The sequence below is a fragment of the Devosia sp. genome, from assembly GCF_041917035.1.
Taxonomy (GTDB): domain Bacteria; phylum Pseudomonadota; class Alphaproteobacteria; order Rhizobiales; family Devosiaceae; genus Devosia_A.
On record NZ_JAYRYM010000048.1, the window covers coordinates 1 to 19,368 of the forward strand.

A 19,368-nucleotide genomic window follows, 5' to 3' on the forward strand; every position below is an offset into this window, starting at 1 on the left:
TGCCGATCACAGGATGGCCGGCAGGTCGAGGCCCTGCTGCTCGGCCCAGTCCCTCGCGATTTCGTAGCCGGCATCCGCATGACGCATGACGCCGGTCGCCGGGTCGTTCCAGAGAACCCGTTCGAGGCGCCGTGCGGCGTCGGCCGTGCCGTCGGCGACGATCACCATGCCGGCATGCTGGCTGAAGCCCATGCCGACGCCGCCGCCGTGATGCAACGACACCCAGGTGGCCCCGCTCGCCGTGTTGAGCAGCGCGTTGAGCAGCGGCCAGTCCGATACGGCGTCCGAGCCGTCGCGCATCGCCTCGGTCTCGCGATTGGGCGAGGCGACGGAGCCGGAGTCGAGATGGTCGCGGCCGATGACGATGGGAGCCCGGAGTTCGCCCGAGGCGACCATCTCGTTGAACATCAGGCCGGCACGGTGGCGGTCGCCGAGGCCGATCCAGCAGATGCGAGCCGGCAGGCCCTGGAAGGCGATGCGCTCCTGCGCCATGTCGAGCCAGCGATGCAGGTGCGCATTGTCCGGGAACAGGCGCTTCATCGCCGCATCGGTCTTGCGGATATCCTCGGGGTCGCCCGACAGCGCGCACCAGCGGAACGGGCCGATGCCGCGACAGAACAGCGGGCGGATATAGGCCGGCACGAAGCCGGGGAAGGCGAAGGCGTCCTCCAGCCCCTCCTCGAGCGCGACCTGGCGGATGTTGTTGCCGTAGTCGAGCGTGGGGATGCCCCGTTTCCAGAAGGCAACCATCGCGGCGACATGGTCTCTCATGGAGTGTCGTGCCGCCGTCTCGACCGCTTTGGGATCGCTCTCGCGCCTGTCCCGCCATTCGGCGACGCTCCAGCCCTTCGGCAGATATCCGTTGATCGGATCATGCGCCGATGTCTGGTCGGTGACGATGTCCGGCCGGACGCCGCGGCGAACGAGTTCGGGGAAGATGTCGGCGGCATTGCCGAGCAGACCCACCGACCTGGCCTCGCCGGCGGCGGTCCAGTTCGCGATCTTGTCCAGCGCCTCATCCAGCGTCTCCGCGCGATCATCGAGGTAGCGGGTGCGCAGGCGAAAATCGATGCGGGTCGTGTCGCACTCGACGGCGAGGCAACAGGCGCCTGCCATGACGGCGGCGAGCGGCTGGGCGCCGCCCATGCCGCCAAGTCCGCCCGTGAGAATCCAGCGGCCCCTGAGGTCGCCGCCATAGTGCTGGCGCCCGGCCTCGGCGAACGTCTCGTAGGTGCCCTGAACGATGCCCTGGGTGCCGATGTAGATCCAGGAGCCGGCCGTCATCTGGCCGTACATCATCAGGCCCTTGCGATCGAGCTCGCGGAAGTGATCCCAGTTGGCCCAGTGCGGAACGAGGTTCGAGTTGGCAATGAGGACGCGAGGTGCATCCTTGTGGGTGCGGAACACACCGACCGGCTTGCCGGACTGCACGAGCAGCGTCTCGTCCGCCTCGAGCGACTTCAGGCTCGCCACGATGCGGTCGAAGTCTTCCCACGTGCGCGCCGCCCGGCCGATGCCACCATAGACCACGAGCTCATGCGGGTTCTCGGCCACGTCGGGATGCAGATTGTTCATCAGCATCCGCATCGGCGCTTCGGTGAGCCACGACTTGGCGGTGATCTCCGGTCCGGTCGGGGGGAAGACATCGCGGGTGTTCCGGCGGGTCTGCGACATGGCTAGCGATCCTGTTGCGGTGCGTGTCGACCGGCAGCGTCGACGAGGGAGCGGAGGACAGATCTCAGCGCCTCGCGCAGGCGCTCCGCCTTGGCCGTGTCGTAGGCAAAGGGCGGCGCTTCCTGCTCGAGATGGGTGCACTGCGCCAACTCCATCTGGATGGCGTGGACGCCCTCCTCGGGCCGGCCGTAGTGCCGCGTCGTCCATCCGCCGCGGAAGCGGCCGTTGAGCACCGAGGTGAAGCCGGGCGCCTGCGAGCAGATGCGGGCGACGGCGGCCTCCATCTCCGGCGCGCACGTCACGCCGTTATTGGTGCCGACGTTGAGGTCCGGCAACTGGCCGTCGAACAGGAAGGCAATGCGGGAGCGGATGGAGTGACAATCGTAGAGCACCACGACGCCATGCTTTCGGCGAACGCGCTCGAGTTCGGCGCGCAGCGTCGCATGATAGGGCGCATGATAGAGCGAGAGGCGCCGCGCGATCTCCGCCGCGTCGGGCTCTCGGCCGTCGCGGTAGATCGGATGGCCTTCGAAGTCGGTGACCGGGCAGAGCGCGGTGGTGTTCTGTCCGGGGTAGAGGCTTTGTCCGCCGGGATCGCGATTGGCGTCGATGACATAGCGATGGAACGTCGCGCCGACGATGGTCGCATCCGGCACGAGGCCGCCATAGAGCCGGTCGAGATGCCAGTCGGTATCGGCGAGCATCTTGCCGCGCTCGTTCAGGTCGGTCCAGACGTCCTGTGGCACGAAGGTGCCGGTGTGCGGCATCGCAAGCACCAGAGGGCTGTCGCCGCGCTGCACCGAGAATGGCTCGATCATGCTGCCTCCAGCCTGAGGTGCGTGGTGAGCCCCGCGGCCTCGGGTATCTGCCCTGTCCGGATGAGCTCGGCGGCCGCGGCTAGATCGGGCGCCAGGTAGCGGTCGTTGCCCAGCGCATCGCAATGCTGCCTGAGGCGTCCCACGACCGATTCCAGCGGGACGCTGGACTTGAGCCCGGTGCGGAACTGTACGCCCTGCGCCGCACAGAGCAGTTCGATACCGAGGATGTGGCTGAGATTGGCGTTCATGCGCATGAGCCGCCGCGCGCCGTGCGCCGCCATCGACACATGGTCTTCCTGGTTGGCCGAAGTGGGCGTCGAGTCGGTCGAGCAGGGATTGGCGAGGTGCTTGTTCTCGCTCATGAGGGCGGCCGAGGTGACTTCGGCGATCATGTAGCCTGAATTCAGTCCCGGTTCCGGCGTCAGGAACGGCGGCAGGTCGAACGACAGGGCAGGGTCCACCATCAGTGCAATCCGGCGCTGCGCGATCGAGCCGAGCTCTGCGATGGCGAGCGCGATCTGGTCGGCGGCAAAGGCGACAGGCTCGGCATGGAAATTGCCGCCCGACACGATGGCGCCCGACGACGACAGCACCAGCGGATTGTCCGTCACGGCGTTTGCCTCGACGCGCAGCGTTTCCGCCGTCTGCCGCAACAGCCCCACGCTGGCGCCGGTCACCTGCGGCTGGCAGCGGATGCAGTAAGGGTCCTGCACGCGCTTGTCGTTGCGCAGATGACTCTCACGGATGGCCGAACCGGCGATGAGAAAGCGCAGGGCGGCCGCGACTTCGATCTGCCCCTTGTGGCCGCGCAGGGTGTGAATTTCTTCATCGAAGGGCGCCGACGAGCCCATCATGGCATCGGTCGACAGCGCGCCCGTCACCACGGCGCCACGGCCGTCGAGGTACGCGTCGGGACGCCCCCGATACTCGGCAGGCACGGCGTGCGCGGCAAGATAGGACGTCACCACGCGCACCGGGCGCAGATCGGCGATCCGCCGGGCGACCCGCAGCATCTTGAGCTCGTCCTCGATGGTCAGCCCATAGCCGGACTTGATCTCGAGTGTCGCAACGCCCTCCGCCAGCAGCGCATCGACGCGCGGCAGGGCGGTCGCCAGCAGTTCCTCAGCGCTCGCGGCGCGCGTCGCGGTAACGGTCGACATGATGCCGCCGCCCTCGCGGGCGATCTGCTCGTAGCTCGCACCCTGCAGCCGGCGCTCGAACTCCTGTGCCCGGTTGCCGCCATGGACCAGGTGCGTATGGCAGTCGATCAGCGCCGGGGTGACCAGGCGTCCGCCGAGATCGACGGTCTCCGCATCGTCGATCCCGGCCGGAGACTCCGCCTCGGGCCCGGCCCACGAGATGCGGCCGTCCTCGATGATCACGGCCCCTTGCGGGATCAGCCCATAGGGTCCGGAGCCCGGCAGCATGGTCGCCAGTGTCGCGTTTCTGAGGAGCGTGCGGGTCATGTCACGGCCTTGCTTAACTCGCATATATCGCTATTATGTCTGCACATAATATGTCAACGGGCTTCGTCATGCAGACGATCTGGGCAGAGCAGGCACTGGTGGGAGACCGTTGGGCGGAGGCCGTCAGCGTCGTTGTCGATGATTCCGGCCGCATCGCATCGGTAACCGAGCACGCGTCGCCCGCCGGGGTTCGGGTCGGCGTGCTGCTCCCCGCGCCGGTCAATCTCCATTCGCACGCCTTTCAGCGCGCGATGGCCGGGCTCACCGAGCGGCGCGGCCCATCGGGTCGGGACAGCTTCTGGACGTGGCGGCAGCTGATGTATCGCTTCCTCGACGCGCTGACGCCCGAGCACGCCGAGGCCATCGCCGCCTTCGTGCAGATGGAGATGCTGGAGGCCGGCTACGCCGCGGTGGCGGAGTTTCACTATCTGCACCATCGGCCGGATGGCGCCCCCTATGACGATCTCGGCGAGATGTCCGCGCGCATGGCGGCGGCCGCCGCGCAGTCGGGCATCGGGCTGACGCTCCTCCCCGTGCTCTACGAGCAGGCTGGCTGCGCCGGTGACCGATTGGGGCCCGGACAGGTGCGCTTCGGCAACGATCTCGATCGCTTCGCTACGCTGCTCGGGCGCGCCGATGAACTGGTTGGCGCCCTCGGTGCCGATGCATCGGTCGGGGTCGCGCCGCACTCCCTTCGCGCCGTCAGCCGGCCCTCGCTGGCCGCGGCCGTGGCCCTCGCCGATGGCCGTCCGGTGCATATGCACATCGCCGAACAGGTGGCGGAGGTCGACGAGGTCACGGCGGCCTACGGCAAGCGGCCCGTCGAATGGCTGCTCGCCAACCACGACGTCGACCAGACATGGTGCCTCGTCCACTGCACGCAGATGACGGCGGACGAGACGGCCGGCCTGGCGCGCAGCGGGGCGGTTGCGGGCCTGTGCCCGATCACGGAATCGAGCCTCGGCGACGGCATCTTCAACGGCGTCGACTACCTCGCCCGGGGCGGACGCTTCGGTGTCGGGTCCGATTCCAATATCCGCATCGCCCTCAGCGAGGAGTTGCGCACGCTCGAATACACCCAGCGGCTCCAGTACCGGGGGCGCAACCTGCTGGTGACAGATGGGCGATCGACCGGCCGCAGCCTGTTCGATGCCGCCGTCGCCGGCGGCGCGCAGTCGGTGCAGCGCCAGTCGGGCCGGATCGCGCCCGGCTGCTGGGCTGATCTACTTGTGCTGGACACCACCGCCGTCGATCTCGAGGGCCGCCGGGGCGACAGCCTGCTCGACAGCTTCATCTTCGCGGGTGACGATCGGCTGGTCGGCGAACTATGGTCCGCCGGCCGTCATGTCGTGCGTGGCGGTCGCCACATCCATCGCGACGCCATCGTCGGCCGCTACCGGCGGACCCTGCACGGCCTGAGGGATCTCCTATGATCGACACCGAAGTCATCTCCTGGCGCAGCATCCACCTCGAGCTGCTGCGCCGGATCAACGAGCGCGAATGGCCACCGGGCAGCGTGGTGCCCAACGAGGCTGATCTTGCCGCACAATTCGGCTGCGCCCGCACCACGGTGCACCGTGCCATGCGCGAGCTCGCCGAGGCCGGTCTGATCGACCGCAAGCGCAAGGCCGGCACGCGCGTCGCCCTGCTGCCGATCAGCCGTGTCGTTCTGGACATCCCGATCATCCGGCTCGAAGTCGAGCAGCGCAATGCCGAGTGGAGCTACGGGCTGATCCGGCAGGTGGTGCAGGCCGCACCGCCCTCGATCACCAGCCGTCTCGGGCTCGAGCGCGGCACCCGCATGCTGCACATCACCAGCGTCCACTTTGCCGACAACCACCCCTTCCTGCATGAGGATCGCTGGATCAACATCGATGCGCTGCCGGAACTGGCCAGCGTCGATTTCAGCCGCGTCAGCGCCAACGAATGGCTGATCCAGAACGCGCCCTATACGTCGGGCGACATCGCATTCTCGGCCAGCAACGCCGACGCGGACCTCGCCGAGGCGCTGCAGGCAAGCGAGGGGGCGGCCCTCTTCGTGGTCGACCGCATCACCTGGAACAGGGGCGTGCCGATCACCGTGGTGCGCCTCAGCTACGCCCCGGGCTACCGCATGAACACCAAGATCTAGGACCAGCATGCTTCGCATAGGCGTCGATGTCGGCGGCACCAACACGGATGCCGTGGTGATGGATGGCAACAGGGTGCTGTCCACGATCAAGGCGGCAACCACCGCCGATGTCACGTCCGGCGTGCGGGCGGCCATCGACGGAGCGCTGAAACGCTCGGGCGTCGCTCCCGCTGCCGTTCGGCACGTGATGATCGGCACGACGCATTTCACCAACGCGGTGGTGGAGCGCAGGCAGCTGACGCATGTCGCCGCCATCCGCCTCGGCCTGCCGGCCGCCGCGTGCCTGCGCCCCATGGTCGACTGGCCCGACGATCTGCGCAACGCCGTCGGCAATCGCGGCTACATGCTGCACGGTGGCTACGAGTATGACGGCCGGGTGCTCTGCGAGCTGGACGAGGCCGGACTCGACCGCGTCGCGGCCGAGATCGAGGCGCTGGACATCCGCGCGGCATCGATCACGTCGATCTTCGGGCCGATCAACGATTCCATGGAGCTGACGGCGCGGGACCGGCTGCTGCAGCGCCTGCCGCAGCTTCGCGTCGTGATCTCGAGCGAAATCGGGCGGCTCGGCCTGCTCGAGCGCGAGAGTGCCGCCATCCTCAATGCATCCCTGCTGGAGCTGGCGGACCGGACGGTCGCGGCCTTCGAGAGCGCCGTGGCCGATTGCGGCCTCACATGCGGCTTCTCGATCACCCAGAACGACGGGACCCTCATGGGCGCCGACAAGGTGCGGCGGTTCCCGGTGCTGACCTTCGCATCGGGGCCGACCAATTCGATGCGCGGCGCCGCCTTTCTCACTGGGCTCAGGAACGCCGTCGTCGTCGATATTGGCGGCACCACGTCGGATATCGGCATGCTGGTGAACGGCTTTCCGCGCCAGACCTCGACAACCGTCGATATCGGGGGTGTTCGCACCAATTTCCGCATGCCCGACGTCTTCTCCGTCGGTCTTGGCGGCGGCTCGCTGGTCAGCGCCGATGGGTCGAGCATCGGCCCGCAGTCGGTGGGCTACCGTATCGCCAGCGAGGCCTTGGTGTTCGGCGGTCGCACGCTGACCGCCACCGACATCGCCGTCGCGGCGGGCAAGGCCAGTGTCGGTGACGCAGCGAAGGTGGCGGCGATCCCCTCCGATGTCGCGAAACGCGCGATGGCGGAGATGAGGGAAAGGCTGCACCGCGCCGTCGAGCGGTGCCGCACCTCCGCCGAGGCGGTGCCGGTGATCGCGGTCGGCGGCGGTTCCATCCTGATGCCGGACCGCCTCGGCGATCTTGCCGTGACCCAGCCGGAGAATTTCGGGGTCGCCAACGCGGTCGGTGCGGCGATCGCGCAGATCTCGGGTGAGGTGGACCGGGTGTTCAGCCTCGCCAAGGTGAGCCGGGAGGACGCGTTGGCCGCCGCCGAGGCGGAGGCCCGGACGAGCGCGGTTGCCGCCGGTGCCCGGGCGGACAGCATCGAAGTGCTCGAGCGCGAGGATATTCCGCTTGCTTATCTGCCCGGCAACGCGACGCGCGTCCGCGTCCGCGTGGTCGGTGACCTGGAGAACGTGTGATGGCCGTGCGTGACCTGAACGAAGCCGATCTCCACTGCCTCGAAATCGGCGCCGCAATCCTGGGCACCGGCGGTGGCGGCAATCCGTATCTGAGCAAGCTGCGGGCGCTCGAGGCGATGCGCGAGGGTCACAAGCTGCGGGTGATCAGCCTCGACGAACTGGCCGATGATGCCCGGATCGTGCCGCTCGGCGGCATCGGCGCCCCGGTCGTGGGGGTCGAGCGCATCAAGCAGGGTCGGGAGGGTTTCCGCGCCCTGCGCGCCCTCGAGCAGCACATGGGCTTCACCGCCGATGCCATCGCCTGCGAGGAGATCGGCGGGGCCAATTCGATGGAGCCGCTGATCGTCGCCGCGCAGGCGGGCATTCCGGTGATCGACGGCGACGGCATGGGCCGCGCCTTCCCCGAAATGCAGATGACGACCTATTCGATCTACGGCCACAAATCGACGCCGTCGTCGATGAGCGATCCGCACGGCAATGTGGTGATCTTTCAGAACGCCATCTCCGAGCTCTGGCACGAGCGCATGGCCCGCGCGACGATGATCTCGCAGGGCGGCTCGTCGACCCTTGCGCTTGCGCCGATGAGCGGTGCGTTCGCGCGCAAGTTCGCCATCCCGGACAGCTATTCGCGGGCCATCGCGCTCGGCGAGGCGGTGATCTCGGCGCGGCACCGGCGGGAGGATCCCATCGCCACCATCTGCGAGCGGGAGGGCGGACGGCTGATGTTCGCCGGCAAGATCGTCGATGTTCAGCGGGCCATCGCCGGCGGCTTCGTGCGGGGCGAGATCGACATCGAGGGCCACGACGGCTTTGCCGGACAGCGCGGCAACATCCACCTGCAGAACGAGTACCTGATCTTCCGGCGCGACGGCGTCATCGAGGTGATCGTCCCCGACCTGATCGTGGTGCTCAACGCCGATGACGGCCTCGCGCTGTCCACCGACATGCTGCGTTATGGCCAGCGCATCTGCGTGCTCGCGCTGCCGGCGCATGAGCTGCTGCGCACGCCGCAGGCGCTGGAGGTCATCGGTCCAAAGGGCTTCGGCTTCCCCGAACTGCCCTTCAAGGCGCCGGAGCAAGGCCGAAGCTAGGGGTGGAGGGCGATGGCCGGGCGCCGGCTGCGCAGGTCGAGCGCCGTCTCGATCGCGTGGCCGACCTGCAGCACGACGTCCTCGTCGAAGTGGCGGCCGACGACCTGCATCGAGATGGGAAGGCCCGCCGTCGTAAAGCCGTTGCACAGGGCGAGGGCGGGGACGCCCAGCATGTTGAACGGCCGCGTCAGCGACAATTCACCCTTCCCCAGGTCGGTGAACTCGAAGCCGACGGGCAGCGCCGTCTTCTTCATCGTCGGCAGTACCAGCACATCGACGTCCGCCGTTGCCGCATTGAACTGCGCGATGGCGGCCTCGCGCTGGCGGCGGGCACGGATGTAGTCGGCCACCGAAAACGTCTTGCCGGTGAGCAGGCGCGCGCGCGACACCTCGGTGAGCCGCGCCGGTACCATTTCCAGTTCGGCCTGGTGCGCCTCGTATTCCTCGGGCCAGGCGACGGCACGCGCGATGTCGCTGTAAGTGTCGAAATCGCCCAGGGTCACGGTTGTCAGCCGCGCACCGAGCTCGGCCAGCACGTCGAGGCTGTGCGCCATGGCCGACATGATCTCGGGGGCGACGTCCGGATCGTCCTCGAAATAGCTGCGCGCCACACCGATCCGCAGGCCGGCGATGCCGCCTTCGAGGCGGCCGATATCGGGTGCGCGGAAGCCGGGGCGGCGCAAGTCCTGCGGTGCCCTCGAGACCATGCCCGACAGCAGCAGGGCGCAGTCCCTCACCGTCCAGGCGATAGGTCCGACGCTGTCGAGGCTCGCCGACAGCGGCAGCATGCCGCGCCGGCTGACCAGGCCCACCGTCGGGCAGAGGCCCGCCACCCCGTTCCATGCGGCCGGCGCCCGGATGGAGCCGGCGGTCTCCGTGCCGACCGATCCGGCGCACAATCCCGCCGCGACGCTCACGCAGGAGCCGCTCGACGAGGTCAGTGCATCCATCTCGAGGTTCCACGGATTGCGGGCCGGGGGCCAGGCGTGGTCGAGCTGCGTGCCGCCGACGGCGTATTCGCTCATCGCCTGCTTGCCCAGGATGATCGCGCCGGCCTGCTTCAGCGCGGCCACCACACCGGCGTCCTCGGTCGCGACGGCGTCGCGCCGATGCACCGCCTGCGCCGTCGTCGGCAGGCCGGCGACATCGATCATGTCCTTGATGCCGATCGGCAGGCCGTGCAGGGGCCCGAGCCTCCTTCCGGCCGCGATGTCGCGCTCGGCCGTCTCCGCCTCCGCGAGCGCTGCCTCGGCGCGCAGGCTGTTGAAACTGTGCAGTTGCCCGTCGAGCGCCGCGATGCGCGACAGATAGGCCTGCGTCAGTTCGACCGAGGAGACGTCGCGCCGCGCGATCGCCTCCGACAGGTCGGACAGCGACCGCAGGGCGAGCACCGGATCGCTCATCGGGCAGTCTCCACACGGCCGATGGCATCGAAGATCCGGACCCAGCTTCGCGTCGCGCGGTGCAGGCGCTCGAGGTCGAAATGCTCGTCGGCGGCGTGGATCGCGTCGTCGCCGAGAATGAAGCCCATGACGATGCAGTCGACGCCCAGCCTGTCCGCCAGCAGGCCGACCAGCGGCACCGTGCCGCCGGTCCCCTTCAGCAGGCTGGGCTCCGGCCACTCCCTGTCGAGCGCCTCTCGCGTCGCGGCAATGAAGGGGCTGGTCTCGGTGATGGTCACGGCGCCCGTGCCGTAGTCGCCCTCGAATGCCGCGCGGCAACCCGGTGGCAGCTGCCCGCGCACCCAGTCGCGAAATCGCTGGCGTACCGCCTCCGGCTCCTGTCCGCCGACCAGCCGGAACGACAGGCGGGCATGGGCCGATCCGGGGAGCACCGAGCGCTCCGCCGGGCCGGTATTGCCGCCGCCGATGCCGTTGATGTCGATGCCCGGCCGCCCCCACATCAGCTCGATCGGGGAGTGACCGCCCTCGCGCGGCCCGCCCTCGATCGAGACGCTCCCCAGCGCTTCGGCGAGGTCGAGACGGCTCCATTCGGCGCGCAGCGCGGCGGGCAGGTCGGGGACGCCATCGTGAAAGCCCGGAACGGCCACCCGGCCATCGGCGGCGTGAATGCGGCCGAGGATCGACGACAGAATTTGCGCCGGATTGGCGGCCACCGTGCCGAAATGGCCCGAATGCAGGTCGCCATTGGGGGCGTGCACCGTCACTTTCTCGTGCACGAGGCCCTTCATCCGCGTGGTGATCGCGGGCCGCGTGGGCGACCACATGTCGCTGTCGGAGATCAGCGCCACTTCGCAGGCGAGCTGCTCGCGGTGGGCATCGATGAACGCGGCGAGGCTGGGCGAGCCCATCTCCTCTTCGCCTTCGAGCAGCACGATGATGTTGACCGGCAGCAGCACCCCGGCCTCGCGCCAGGCGCGGATCGCCTCGAGCATCGGCCAGAACTGTCCCTTGCTGTCCGAGGCGCCGCGCGCATAGACCACCTGCCGCCCGTCGACGAGGCGGATCGCCGGTTCGAACGGCGGCGAGGTCCAGAGGTCGTCGGGAGCGCTCGGCTGCACGTCATAGTGCCCGTAGAGCAGCACGGTCGGCCGGTCCGGCGCTGCCGGCGAAAGGCCCAGCACCACCGGATTGCCCGCCGTCTCGATCCGCCGCGCCGGCACGCCCGACTCGTCCAGCCGCGCAACGAGCCAATCGGCACAGGCGGCAAGACCTGCCCTGTCGTCGGGACTGCCCGAAACGGACGGGATACCGAGCAAGCTGATGAATCGATCGACCGATCCTGCGAAGTTCGCTTCGGCCCGCGCCAGGACGGCGTCGATGCGGCTCTGCGCATTCGCCACCGATGACTCCCCGCTCACACCAGCACCTTGGACAGGAACGCCCTGGTGCGCGCCTCCTGCGGGTTGCTGAGGATGTCCTGGGGCCTTCCCTGCTCGACGATCAGCCCGCAATCCATGAAGACGAGGTCATCGGCCACCTCGCGCGCGAAGCCGATTTCGTGGGTCACCAGCATCATGGTCATGCCGGATTCGGCGAGGTCCTTTATGACGTCCAGCACTTCGCCCACCAGTTCGGGATCGAGCGCCGAAGTCGGCTCGTCGAACAGCATGACCTCAGGTTCCATCGCCAGCGCGCGGGCGATGGCGACCCGCTGCTGCTGGCCGCCCGACAACTGATTGGGATAGCGCGCACCCAGCCCACGCAGCCCGACGCGATCGAGCAGCGCGACAGCCCGCTCACGGGCCTGCGCCTTGGGTATGCCCCGCACGTGGATGGGCCCCTCGACGACATTTTCGAGCGCCGTCATGTGGGGGAACAGGTTGAAGCGCTGGAACACCATGCCGGTGCGTCGTCGTTGCCGCGCGACCTGCGACTGCGGCAGGGGATGGAAGCGCCCGTCGATCTCGCGATAGCCCTGCAGCTCACCCTCGAGGAAGATCCGACCGGCGGTGATGATCTCCAGCTGGTTGATGCACCGCAGCAGGGTCGATTTGCCGGAGCCCGATGGGCCGATGGCGACGCAGACCTCGCCCTTGGCGATGCTGAGGCTGACGCCGCGCAGGGCATGGAACTCGTTGTAGAACTTGTGGACGTCCCGCAGTTCGACCGCGGGAGCGCTCGGAATGTCAGGCATCACATGTGCCCTCCCTTGGTGACCACGATGTCGTGGCCGCGGCCATAGTGACGCTCGAGGAAGTACTGGCCGACCATCAGCAGCGAGGTGATGAACAGGTACCAGGCCGCTGCCACCATCAGCAGCGGCACCGGCAGGAAGGTGCGGTTGGCGATGGCGCTCGTGGCGAACATCAGGTCGAGCGTGAACGGCACAGCCAGCACCAGCGACGTCATCTTGAGCATGCCGATGGTCTCGTTGCTGGTCGGCGGAATGATCGTGCGCATGGCCTGCGGCAAGAGGATACGCAGCCAGATCTTGCGTCCCGACATGCCGAGGGCCTGGGCGGCCTCGGTCTGGCCCCTGTCGATGGCCCGGAATCCGGCGCGGAAGATCTCGGTCAGGTAGGCGCTCTCGTTGAATCCGAGGCCCACCACGGCGGCCACCGCCGGGGTCACGACCAGCCGGCTGTCGATTCCCACCAGCTCGGGGCCGAACGGGATGGAGAGGGAAAGCCGCGGGAAGAGCAGAGCGAACAGGCCCCAGAAGACCAGCTGGGTGTAGATCGGGGTGCCGCGGAAGAACCACACCCATGTCACGGCAATCGTCTTGAGCAGCGGGTTCCGGCTCTCGCTCATCACCACGAGCAGCATGGCGAGCGGCACCGCAACCGCCATGGCGGCGACCGTCAGCAGCAGGGTGAAGCCGACGCCCCGAAGCACCTGGGGGGAGACGATATACTGGCTGAATACGTCCCAGCGGAAATTGGCGTTGCCGAACAGGCCCTGCAGTGACTGCAAGGCGACGATCGCGAGGACGATCGTGGCGATCCATCGGCCGATGTAGCGGGGAGGCACGACCGCGTTGCGGACGACGCGCGTTGCGTCGTCGGGCGCGTCCGCACCGCGTGCGTCGGAAGGGGCAAGGCTCTGCTCGCTCATTCGGCTCTCCGTCTCTCGAGGGCGCATCGTCCGCCGCGCGATGCCGTGATGGCGCCTCCGCCGTGCGGGCCGCCGGCGCCGGCGGTGCTCATGCCGTCTGCTGCACAGGGGCCGCTTCGGCCGCCAGTGCATCCATGAAGCGTTCGAGATCCTCGCGGAGGTCTTCGGCGCTCTCGAGGCCGACACTGAGCCGCATCAGGTAGTCCGCACCGGTCCAGGGGTTTGCCGTGCGCATGGTCTTGACCGATGTCGGGGCGATCAGGCTCTTGGTCCCGCCCCAGGAGGCGCCGATGGAGATCAGCTTCAGCCGATCGAGGGCCGGGAAGGCGCGCGCCGCCGCATCCTCGCGCAGAGCGAATGTCAGCACACCGCTTGCACCGGCGAAGTCGCGCTTCCAGATCGCGTGCCCGGGGCTACCCGCCACCGGCGGATAGAGTACGCGCTCGACCAGCGGGTGCGCGCGGAGATAGTCCACGATCACGCCGGCGGACTGGGCGGCCCGTTCGAGGCGCACTGCCATGGTCTCTATGCCGCGCGACACCAATGCGCAATCGTCTGGCGACACCCCGATGCCCAGGCGGCCGAACGCCGCCTTGAGCCGATAGCCCAATGCGTCGTCGCGCACCGTCACCGAGCCCATCAGCACATCGGAGTGACCGCAGAAGTGCTTGCTCAGCGCCTCCACCGAGAGGTCGGCGCCGTGATCGAGGGGGCGGAAGTTCAAGGGTGACGCCCAGGTGTTGTCGCAGCCGACCAATGCGTCCGCAGCCTTCGCCATCGCGACGATGGCCGGCACGTCCTGAACCTCCATGGTGACCGAACCGGGCGATTCGACCCAGACCAGTCGCGTGCGACCCCCGATCTGCCCGCCGAGCGCCGTCAGGTCGATCGGATCGTAGAAGACCGCCTCTATCCCCAGCGCCGCGAGCTCGTTCATCGCGAAATCCCGTACCGGCCCATACACCGTGTCCGGAATCAGAACGCGGTCGCCGCCGCGCAGCAAGGCCAGCATCGACGTCGTGATCGCCGCTTGACCCGAGGGCGCCAGCACCGTGCGCGCACCACGCTCCAGCTCGGTGATCTTGTATTCCAGATAGCGGTGGGTCGGGGTCCCGTAGAGCCCGTAGACATAGCCGTCGGCGCCGCGCTCGAACCGCGTCGCAAAGGCGTTTGCATCCGGATACCGGATGGTCGATGCGCGATGCACCGGGATCGTCAGGCTGTCATAGCCCTCGAGATCCACCGGCAGCTTCGTCACGCAGCGCGTATCGTCACGCATGAACTGCACTCCACATTCGGGAGCAAGTTGACACCGTCCACATTATTCAGTCCAATATCGATTGGCGGCTATTCCATTCCAATGAGTTATCGAATTGGACGTTCGACAGATCGAGACCTACCAGGCGGTGATGACCTACGGCACCGCATCCAAGGCCGCCGAGGTGCTGGGCATGTCCCAGCCGGCGGTGAGCAAGGCGATCATGACGCTCGAGCGCTCGATCGGATTCAAGCTCTTCGATCGCGAAAAGGGGAGGATGATCCCGTCGGCGGAGGGTCAGCTGTTCTTCCGCGAGGTGCAGACGTCGCTGGCCGGGCTTGCCAAGCTGCGCAGCGCCGCCGCGCGCATCCGCGATTATGGCTCGGGTGACATCCGGGTGGCGTGCCTCTCGGCCTTCAGCACCAACCTCGTCCCCCGGGCGATCGCCCGCTTCCACAAACGTCATCCGAACATCGCGGTTTCGCTGCACGTCGCGGCATCCTCGTCCATCCGTGACATGGTGGCGGCCAACCAGCTCGATATCGCCGTCACCGCCGATGAAGTCGACACCACGGGGGTGGAGGCGGTCCCCTTCGCGGAGATTCAGGCGGCTCTCGCCATTGCGCCGGGCCACAGGCTGGCCAAGAAGGCCGAGATCGTTCCCGCCGATCTCGACAAGGTCGAGTTGGTGGCGCTCGCCCCCGAGGACACCACGCGGCACGAATCCGAAGCCATGTTCGCCCAGTTCGGCGTGCAGCCGAAGATCATCGTCGAAACGGCCTACGCCTCGACCGTCTGTGCGCTGGTGCTCGCGGGACTGGACTGCGGCATCGTCGATCCCATAACGGCCGCCGGCTATGTCGAGCGCGGCCTGATCCTGCGTCCGATGCGGCCCTCGGTGAGTTTCCGCACGCTCATGCTGTTTCCGCCGCAGAAGAAGTCGAAGATCGTCCTCGACATGGCGAGCGCGCTGAACGCGGAACGCAAGCTGGCCGTCTAGCCTGGCGTGCCGGCCGTCGCAGGCCGGAGTAACGAAGAGGGCGGCACCAGCGGTCCCGCCCTCCTGCAGTCAAGGCTCCGCGGACGCCTAGATGTCGACTTCCGGGTTGACGGTGGCTTTGTCGACGGCGAGGTCGCCGACGCCCCAGTGGTCGAGGATCGCCTGGTAGGTGCCGTCGGCAATCAGGTCGTTGATGGTGTCCGCAATCAGTTCGGCGAGGGCCAGATCGTCCTTGGGCGTGGGGATGCCGACCTTGCCGGACCCACCCAGAATGCCCTCGGGGCGAATGCCTTCGAGCGCACCGTTCGACTGCTTGACGGCGAACAGGGCCGTCGCGTCGCCGGCGATGGTGGCGGCCGCACCGCCCACCGCGACGCGGGTGAAGGCCTCGGTCTGATCCGAGAAGGGCAGCATCTCGATCGACGGCTTGCCCGCCGCCTCGCAGGCGGTGTTGGCCTCGATCAACTGGGTTTCGTACCAGGTCCCCGGCTGCATCGCGATCACGGCGCCGCAATAGTCGGCAGGGTCGAAACCGGTGGGATTGCCCGCCTGCACGATCCACTCCGAACCAGCATAGGCATAGTGCACGAAGTTCGCCGACTTCTTGCGCTCGTTGGTGATCGACATGGCATTGATGCCGATGTCGTAATTGGTGCCGAGTGCCGCCAGCATGGTGGCGAATTCCGCCGTGCGGGACTCGTACTTGAGGCCGAGCCGGGCCGCGATGGCATGCCCGAGGTCGACGTCGATGCCCACGGGCGTCTGGCCGTCTTCGGCGAAGTACTCCCAAGGCGGATATGCATTGTCCGACGCGCCGACCAGCAGGCCCGCCGCCGCGATGTCGGCCGGCACCCGCGCCGCCAGATCGGGATTGACCTTGATGCCACTGAAGTCGAAGCCCTCCGCGAACGCGGCATGACCGAGACCGAAGGTCACACTGATCGCCAAGGCACATCGAAGCCATTTGCTTCTGCTTTTCACTGCCGAGTCTCCTTTCGCTCACCGTCCGGTGGTGCGCCGTCCCCGGGGAACAGCTCACTTCCATTCCCTCCGCAACCTTAGTGAGCGCGAGACTAGGCCGTCCAATGCTACCTGATGGGTGTTCTATTCGCTTTGGTTATGCCACGACGCTCCATCGCCCCGATGTCGGATCACACGGCCTCGCACCAGGCCGCGGTGCCACAGGGTGCAGCCCGGCGCATCGATCATCGACATCGCTTCGAGGCTGGCCGACGAGCGCAGTCCCGGGTGCCTCCGCCTGGTCGCGGCGCGAACCGGTGGTGGAATGAAGGGCGCGAGGGGAACAGGGTTTCGTGGCCAAGGCGGCCGGGGCCCTCGCGCCGTGCTGGTTGTCGCCCCTCATGCAGGGACGCGAAGCGAAACCGTCCACGGGGCGGTTGTGGCGACTGGGCCGCCGTCTTGGGACGCAGTCGATCCTGTCCGGGCTGAAACTGGCTGGGGCGCTAGGATTCGAACCTAGGAATGGCGGTACCAAAAACCGCTGCCTTACCACTTGGCGACGCCCCAACGCGCGCGTTCCTACACGGTTCAAACCGGGGCTGCAACCAATCGAGAAAGCACGAAGTTAGGCGCTTGAACCAGCGCAGCACCGAGTCTATAAAGCGCCCGCAGCAGCCGGCGGCCCCGCCGAGACCTCCCGAGTTTCGGCCTGCGACGGGCCCGGCGGCAATCTGACGGAGTATAGCGCAGCCTGGTAGCGCACCTGCTTCGGGAGCAGGGGGTCGAGTGTTCGAATCACTCTACTCCGACCAATCAACCCCGGCCTCTCGCGAGGTCGGGGTTTTTCATGCCGCCAGAAGCGGGATTCCGCCCGCTTCAGCGTGCTGTCAGGTCGGGACTCTAGGCTGGAAAGCCCGGAACAGGAGACCGAGATGACTGCATGCGACGACACGCCCTGGTGGCAGGTTCACTGGCCCTCGCGGCCGGATTGCTGGCCCTTGGGGCCTCCCGGGCCGAACAGCCGGCGGCGGGTGATATTCGATCATCGCTGCGGCAGGAACGGGGGATCGGCTGGAGGTCGTCAATGATGGCGGCGTTTGGATGCTGAAAAACAGGCAGGGGCAAACACTGGACAAGATGGCGAGAAGCTGGTCGCCGCCTGCGGGCGCCAGTTTCTTGCGTGGCGAAGTAGGCGCCATTGTGCGCTGGCGAAGGTCCGACAACCAGGAGGAGTATCGAGAGAGCATCCGCCGCGGCGAGTGGGAGACGATAGTGCCGGAACTGGTGTTCAGATGACTGGCGGCAGCAAAATGATAGGTTGTGATACCGTTTTTCGGGATGGTATCACGCTGAACAGTTGACAGAATACCGCCAAACGGTATCTTTTTATCTGCTAGACACGGACGGGCAGAGATTGAATGCCGTTGATTCACCCCGAAACGCTCGCTGCGATCAGGAGAGATCGCGACCTCAGCCAGAAGCAACTCGCCGACCGCGCTGGTCTGGGGATTGCAACAATAAAGCGCATCGAAGGTCACTCCGGCCCCTATCGCGCAAGTCGGAAGGTTTCGAACGAACTGACTAGGACGCTCCAGGTTGGCGAGGACGCCTTGGGCATGCCTTATGTTCGGCCGAACGAGTATGTTCACCGAGAGCTAACTCTGGGTTCGGACGTCGATGAATCCATTGGCTTCAGCGTGGTTGAGGCACTCTACGGAATTACCCCACTCGAGCAGCTAGCGCTGGCGCCGATGCTGACAGCACTCGTAGCAGAGCTAAGCCTGCAGTGGCGTCGCGAGCGGCTCAGTACTCTCGAAGACCACTTCGAAGGCCTGCGCCGCGATCTTGCTGCGAGCGATGCGGCGGTGACATCGCTGGGTACACTAGCTTCCGTGTTGCTAAGCGAAAAAAGGTCTATCGACGCGCGCGACATTTTGGGACGCTTGCTGACGAAGGACAAAGCGTGCGGCAACCCGCTGGTCGCCTTCCTAAAGGAGGTGACCCGAACCAACGGAAGCAGAGATCTTATCCGCTTCGACGAAGGGGATGGGCCGAACGAGGTCCCCGACTTCTGGATTGGCGAGAACATTATCGAGCAGCTTGCCGGTGCGGACGGACCCACCCTGTTCTCCATAGCAATGGGATGGGTGCGACTGGTCGACTTTCCTCCGACAGTCCGCGGACCGGCTAACGACACAGCACGTCTAGCGTGGCTGGAGGGGAAGCTTACGAATGATCAATACGCGCGGGCAGTCCGATGGTCTCCGGCCAACGAGACTGACTACGAGAGAGCAAACCTGCGGTGCCCATAGTATCCAGTCTGGTAGCGCTTTTGCCTGTTTCCCCTTCAGGCCGGCGTTGCCCGTCGGGCGGGCTAGTGACCCTAGCCCGCCCGCGCTTCCTGGACACCGCCTAATTCGAACTCAAAAATGGAGACCCGATGCCCAATATGATTAGCAATGAATGGTTCAGCGTCGTGTCCGGTGGGTTCGATCTCGGCATCGCCGGCATCTATGAGTGGCGAATCCCCGGAATTGGTATCTACGTCGGAAAGGCGGCTATGCTATCCAAGCGCATACGCGCTTACCCGAACAACATCCGCCGTATGGGACAAGGCCTTCCGTGGCATGGCAATCCCAACAAGAGCTATCGCCTTATTCACAAAGCGTTGTTTCAAGCGCGTGCGGGGCGTTTGCCCGTTGAAGTGCGTGTCCTCGAGAATTGCGCATTGGTTGATCGGGCGGTTCGAGAGCATTATTGGATACAACGGCGCGCACAAGAAGCGGCCCAAGGTGGTCCGGCACTCCTAAACAGCGGCTACTGGGACAACAGCCGCTCCCTGATCATCCACTAGGCTGACCCTCCACCGACAGGCCACCGACAGGGTTAGCGGAACAAAACGAG

Annotated in this window: 16 protein-coding genes and 2 tRNA genes; 8 read left to right on the plus strand and 10 right to left on the minus strand. The window is 66.9% G+C overall.

The window, feature by feature from the left end; translation table 11 throughout:
• Positions 1–6: 6 nt before the first annotated feature.
• From hutU to ACE3TU_RS07545, 3 genes are read right to left on the minus strand one after another with little or no spacing between them, the layout of a single operon-like run.
• Entirely contained in the window at positions 7–1,674 is a 1,668-nt protein-coding gene (hutU, locus tag ACE3TU_RS07535; protein ID WP_374622252.1) for a urocanate hydratase, read from the minus strand.
• A 2-nt stretch (positions 1,675–1,676) separates the two neighbouring features.
• Complete coding sequence (hutG, locus tag ACE3TU_RS07540; RefSeq protein ID WP_374622291.1) at positions 1,677–2,489, minus strand: N-formylglutamate deformylase; 813 nt, start codon at positions 2,487–2,489, stop codon at positions 1,677–1,679.
• Positions 2,489–3,958 carry an aromatic amino acid lyase gene (locus tag ACE3TU_RS07545; protein ID WP_374622255.1) on the minus strand — a complete coding sequence of 490 codons (1,470 nt, stop codon included), beginning with the start codon at positions 3,956–3,958 and terminating at the stop codon, positions 2,489–2,491. The genes hutG and ACE3TU_RS07545 overlap by 1 nt, the downstream gene beginning before the upstream one ends.
• A gap of 68 nt (positions 3,959–4,026) precedes the next feature.
• Between ACE3TU_RS07545 and ACE3TU_RS07550 the strand changes: the two genes are divergently transcribed.
• The 4 genes from ACE3TU_RS07550 to ACE3TU_RS07565 are packed head-to-tail and all read left to right on the plus strand — an operon-like array spanning position 4,027 to position 8,729.
• Positions 4,027–5,391, plus strand: coding sequence for a formimidoylglutamate deiminase (locus ACE3TU_RS07550; RefSeq protein ID WP_374622258.1), 1,365 nt, complete (start codon positions 4,027–4,029; stop codon positions 5,389–5,391).
• Complete coding sequence (locus ACE3TU_RS07555) at positions 5,388–6,089, plus strand: GntR family transcriptional regulator (RefSeq protein ID WP_374622261.1); 702 nt, start codon at positions 5,388–5,390, stop codon at positions 6,087–6,089. Before ACE3TU_RS07550 ends, ACE3TU_RS07555 begins: the two co-directional genes overlap by 4 nt.
• A gap of 7 nt (positions 6,090–6,096) precedes the next feature.
• On the plus strand, positions 6,097–7,638 hold the full coding sequence (locus ACE3TU_RS07560) for a hydantoinase/oxoprolinase N-terminal domain-containing protein (RefSeq protein WP_374622264.1): 1,542 nt from the start codon (positions 6,097–6,099) through the stop codon (positions 7,636–7,638).
• On the plus strand, positions 7,638–8,729 hold the full coding sequence (locus ACE3TU_RS07565; protein WP_374622266.1) for a DUF917 domain-containing protein: 1,092 nt from the start codon (positions 7,638–7,640) through the stop codon (positions 8,727–8,729). Before ACE3TU_RS07560 ends, ACE3TU_RS07565 begins: the two co-directional genes overlap by 1 nt.
• Here the strand turns inward: ACE3TU_RS07565 and ACE3TU_RS07570 are convergent.
• From ACE3TU_RS07570 to ACE3TU_RS07590, 5 genes are all read right to left on the minus strand, one after another.
• The gene (locus tag ACE3TU_RS07570; protein ID WP_374622268.1) at positions 8,726–10,132 is read right to left on the minus strand and encodes an amidase; all 1,407 of its coding nucleotides are present in this window, start codon (positions 10,130–10,132) and stop codon (positions 8,726–8,728) included. The two genes, ACE3TU_RS07565 and ACE3TU_RS07570, sit on opposite strands and share 4 nt — an antisense overlap.
• Positions 10,129–11,532, minus strand: a complete 1,404-nt coding sequence (locus tag ACE3TU_RS07575) for a M20/M25/M40 family metallo-hydrolase (RefSeq protein ID WP_374622271.1) — start codon at positions 11,530–11,532, stop codon at positions 10,129–10,131. The genes ACE3TU_RS07570 and ACE3TU_RS07575 overlap by 4 nt, the downstream gene beginning before the upstream one ends.
• A gap of 14 nt (positions 11,533–11,546) precedes the next feature.
• Entirely contained in the window at positions 11,547–12,326 is a 780-nt protein-coding gene (locus ACE3TU_RS07580) for an amino acid ABC transporter ATP-binding protein (RefSeq protein WP_374622274.1), read from the minus strand.
• A complete protein-coding gene (locus ACE3TU_RS07585; RefSeq protein WP_374622276.1) occupies positions 12,326–13,246 on the minus strand; it encodes an amino acid ABC transporter permease in 921 nt (306 codons plus the stop codon). The genes ACE3TU_RS07580 and ACE3TU_RS07585 overlap by 1 nt, the downstream gene beginning before the upstream one ends.
• Positions 13,247–13,334: 88 nt before the next feature.
• Entirely contained in the window at positions 13,335–14,525 is a 1,191-nt protein-coding gene (locus tag ACE3TU_RS07590; protein ID WP_374622279.1) for a PLP-dependent aspartate aminotransferase family protein, read from the minus strand.
• A 94-nt stretch (positions 14,526–14,619) separates the two neighbouring features.
• On the opposite strand from ACE3TU_RS07590, the gene ACE3TU_RS07595 reads away from it, so the two are divergent.
• Positions 14,620–15,504, plus strand: a complete 885-nt coding sequence (locus ACE3TU_RS07595; protein WP_374622282.1) for a LysR substrate-binding domain-containing protein — start codon at positions 14,620–14,622, stop codon at positions 15,502–15,504.
• 87 nt (positions 15,505–15,591) lie between these two features.
• Here ACE3TU_RS07595 and ACE3TU_RS07600 read toward each other — a convergent pair whose 3' ends face one another.
• Both ACE3TU_RS07600 and ACE3TU_RS07605 read right to left on the minus strand, forming a co-directional pair.
• Positions 15,592–16,440, minus strand: a complete 849-nt coding sequence (locus ACE3TU_RS07600; RefSeq protein WP_374622284.1) for an ABC transporter substrate-binding protein — start codon at positions 16,438–16,440, stop codon at positions 15,592–15,594.
• 516 nt (positions 16,441–16,956) lie between these two features.
• Positions 16,957–17,031 (minus strand) — tRNA-Gln (locus ACE3TU_RS07605).
• Between the two features lie 168 nt (positions 17,032–17,199).
• Here ACE3TU_RS07605 and ACE3TU_RS07610 point away from each other — a divergent pair.
• The 3 genes from ACE3TU_RS07610 (at position 17,200) to ACE3TU_RS07620 (ending at position 19,318) form a co-directional block, all read left to right on the plus strand.
• Positions 17,200–17,276: transfer RNA gene (locus ACE3TU_RS07610), tRNA-Pro, on the plus strand.
• A 606-nt stretch (positions 17,277–17,882) separates the two neighbouring features.
• Positions 17,883–18,776: a helix-turn-helix domain-containing protein gene (locus ACE3TU_RS07615; protein ID WP_374622286.1), complete on the plus strand. Its 894-nt coding sequence runs from the start codon at positions 17,883–17,885 to the stop codon at positions 18,774–18,776.
• Positions 18,777–18,904: 128 nt separating this feature from the next.
• On the plus strand, positions 18,905–19,318 hold the full coding sequence (locus ACE3TU_RS07620; protein ID WP_374622289.1) for a hypothetical protein: 414 nt from the start codon (positions 18,905–18,907) through the stop codon (positions 19,316–19,318).
• The last annotated feature ends 50 nt before the right edge of the window (positions 19,319–19,368 follow it).

What these genes read in the sequence shown, in the direction of transcription:
- ACE3TU_RS07560 (WP_374622264.1), top strand. Translation starts at nt 6,097, where the DNA reads ATGCTTCGCATAGGCGTCGATGTCGGCGGCACCAACACGGATGCCGTG.
- ACE3TU_RS07555 (WP_374622261.1), top strand. Translation starts at nt 5,388, where the DNA reads ATGATCGACACCGAAGTCATCTCCTGGCGCAGCATCCACCTCGAGCTG.
- ACE3TU_RS07580 (WP_374622274.1), bottom strand. Translation starts at nt 12,326, where the DNA reads ATGCCTGACATTCCGAGCGCTCCCGCGGTCGAACTGCGGGACGTCCAC.
- ACE3TU_RS07545 (WP_374622255.1), bottom strand. Translation starts at nt 3,958, where the DNA reads ATGACCCGCACGCTCCTCAGAAACGCGACACTGGCGACCATGCTGCCG.
- hutU (WP_374622252.1), bottom strand. Translation starts at nt 1,674, where the DNA reads ATGTCGCAGACCCGCCGGAACACCCGCGATGTCTTCCCCCCGACCGGA.
- ACE3TU_RS07585 (WP_374622276.1), bottom strand. Translation starts at nt 13,246, where the DNA reads ATGAGCGAGCAGAGCCTTGCCCCTTCCGACGCACGCGGTGCGGACGCG.
- ACE3TU_RS07570 (WP_374622268.1), bottom strand. Translation starts at nt 10,132, where the DNA reads ATGAGCGATCCGGTGCTCGCCCTGCGGTCGCTGTCCGACCTGTCGGAG.
- ACE3TU_RS07565 (WP_374622266.1), top strand. Translation starts at nt 7,638, where the DNA reads ATGGCCGTGCGTGACCTGAACGAAGCCGATCTCCACTGCCTCGAAATC.
- ACE3TU_RS07615 (WP_374622286.1), top strand. Translation starts at nt 17,883, where the DNA reads ATGCCGTTGATTCACCCCGAAACGCTCGCTGCGATCAGGAGAGATCGC.
- ACE3TU_RS07550 (WP_374622258.1), top strand. Translation starts at nt 4,027, where the DNA reads ATGCAGACGATCTGGGCAGAGCAGGCACTGGTGGGAGACCGTTGGGCG.
- ACE3TU_RS07590 (WP_374622279.1), bottom strand. Translation starts at nt 14,525, where the DNA reads ATGCGTGACGATACGCGCTGCGTGACGAAGCTGCCGGTGGATCTCGAG.
- ACE3TU_RS07620 (WP_374622289.1), top strand. Translation starts at nt 18,905, where the DNA reads ATGCCCAATATGATTAGCAATGAATGGTTCAGCGTCGTGTCCGGTGGG.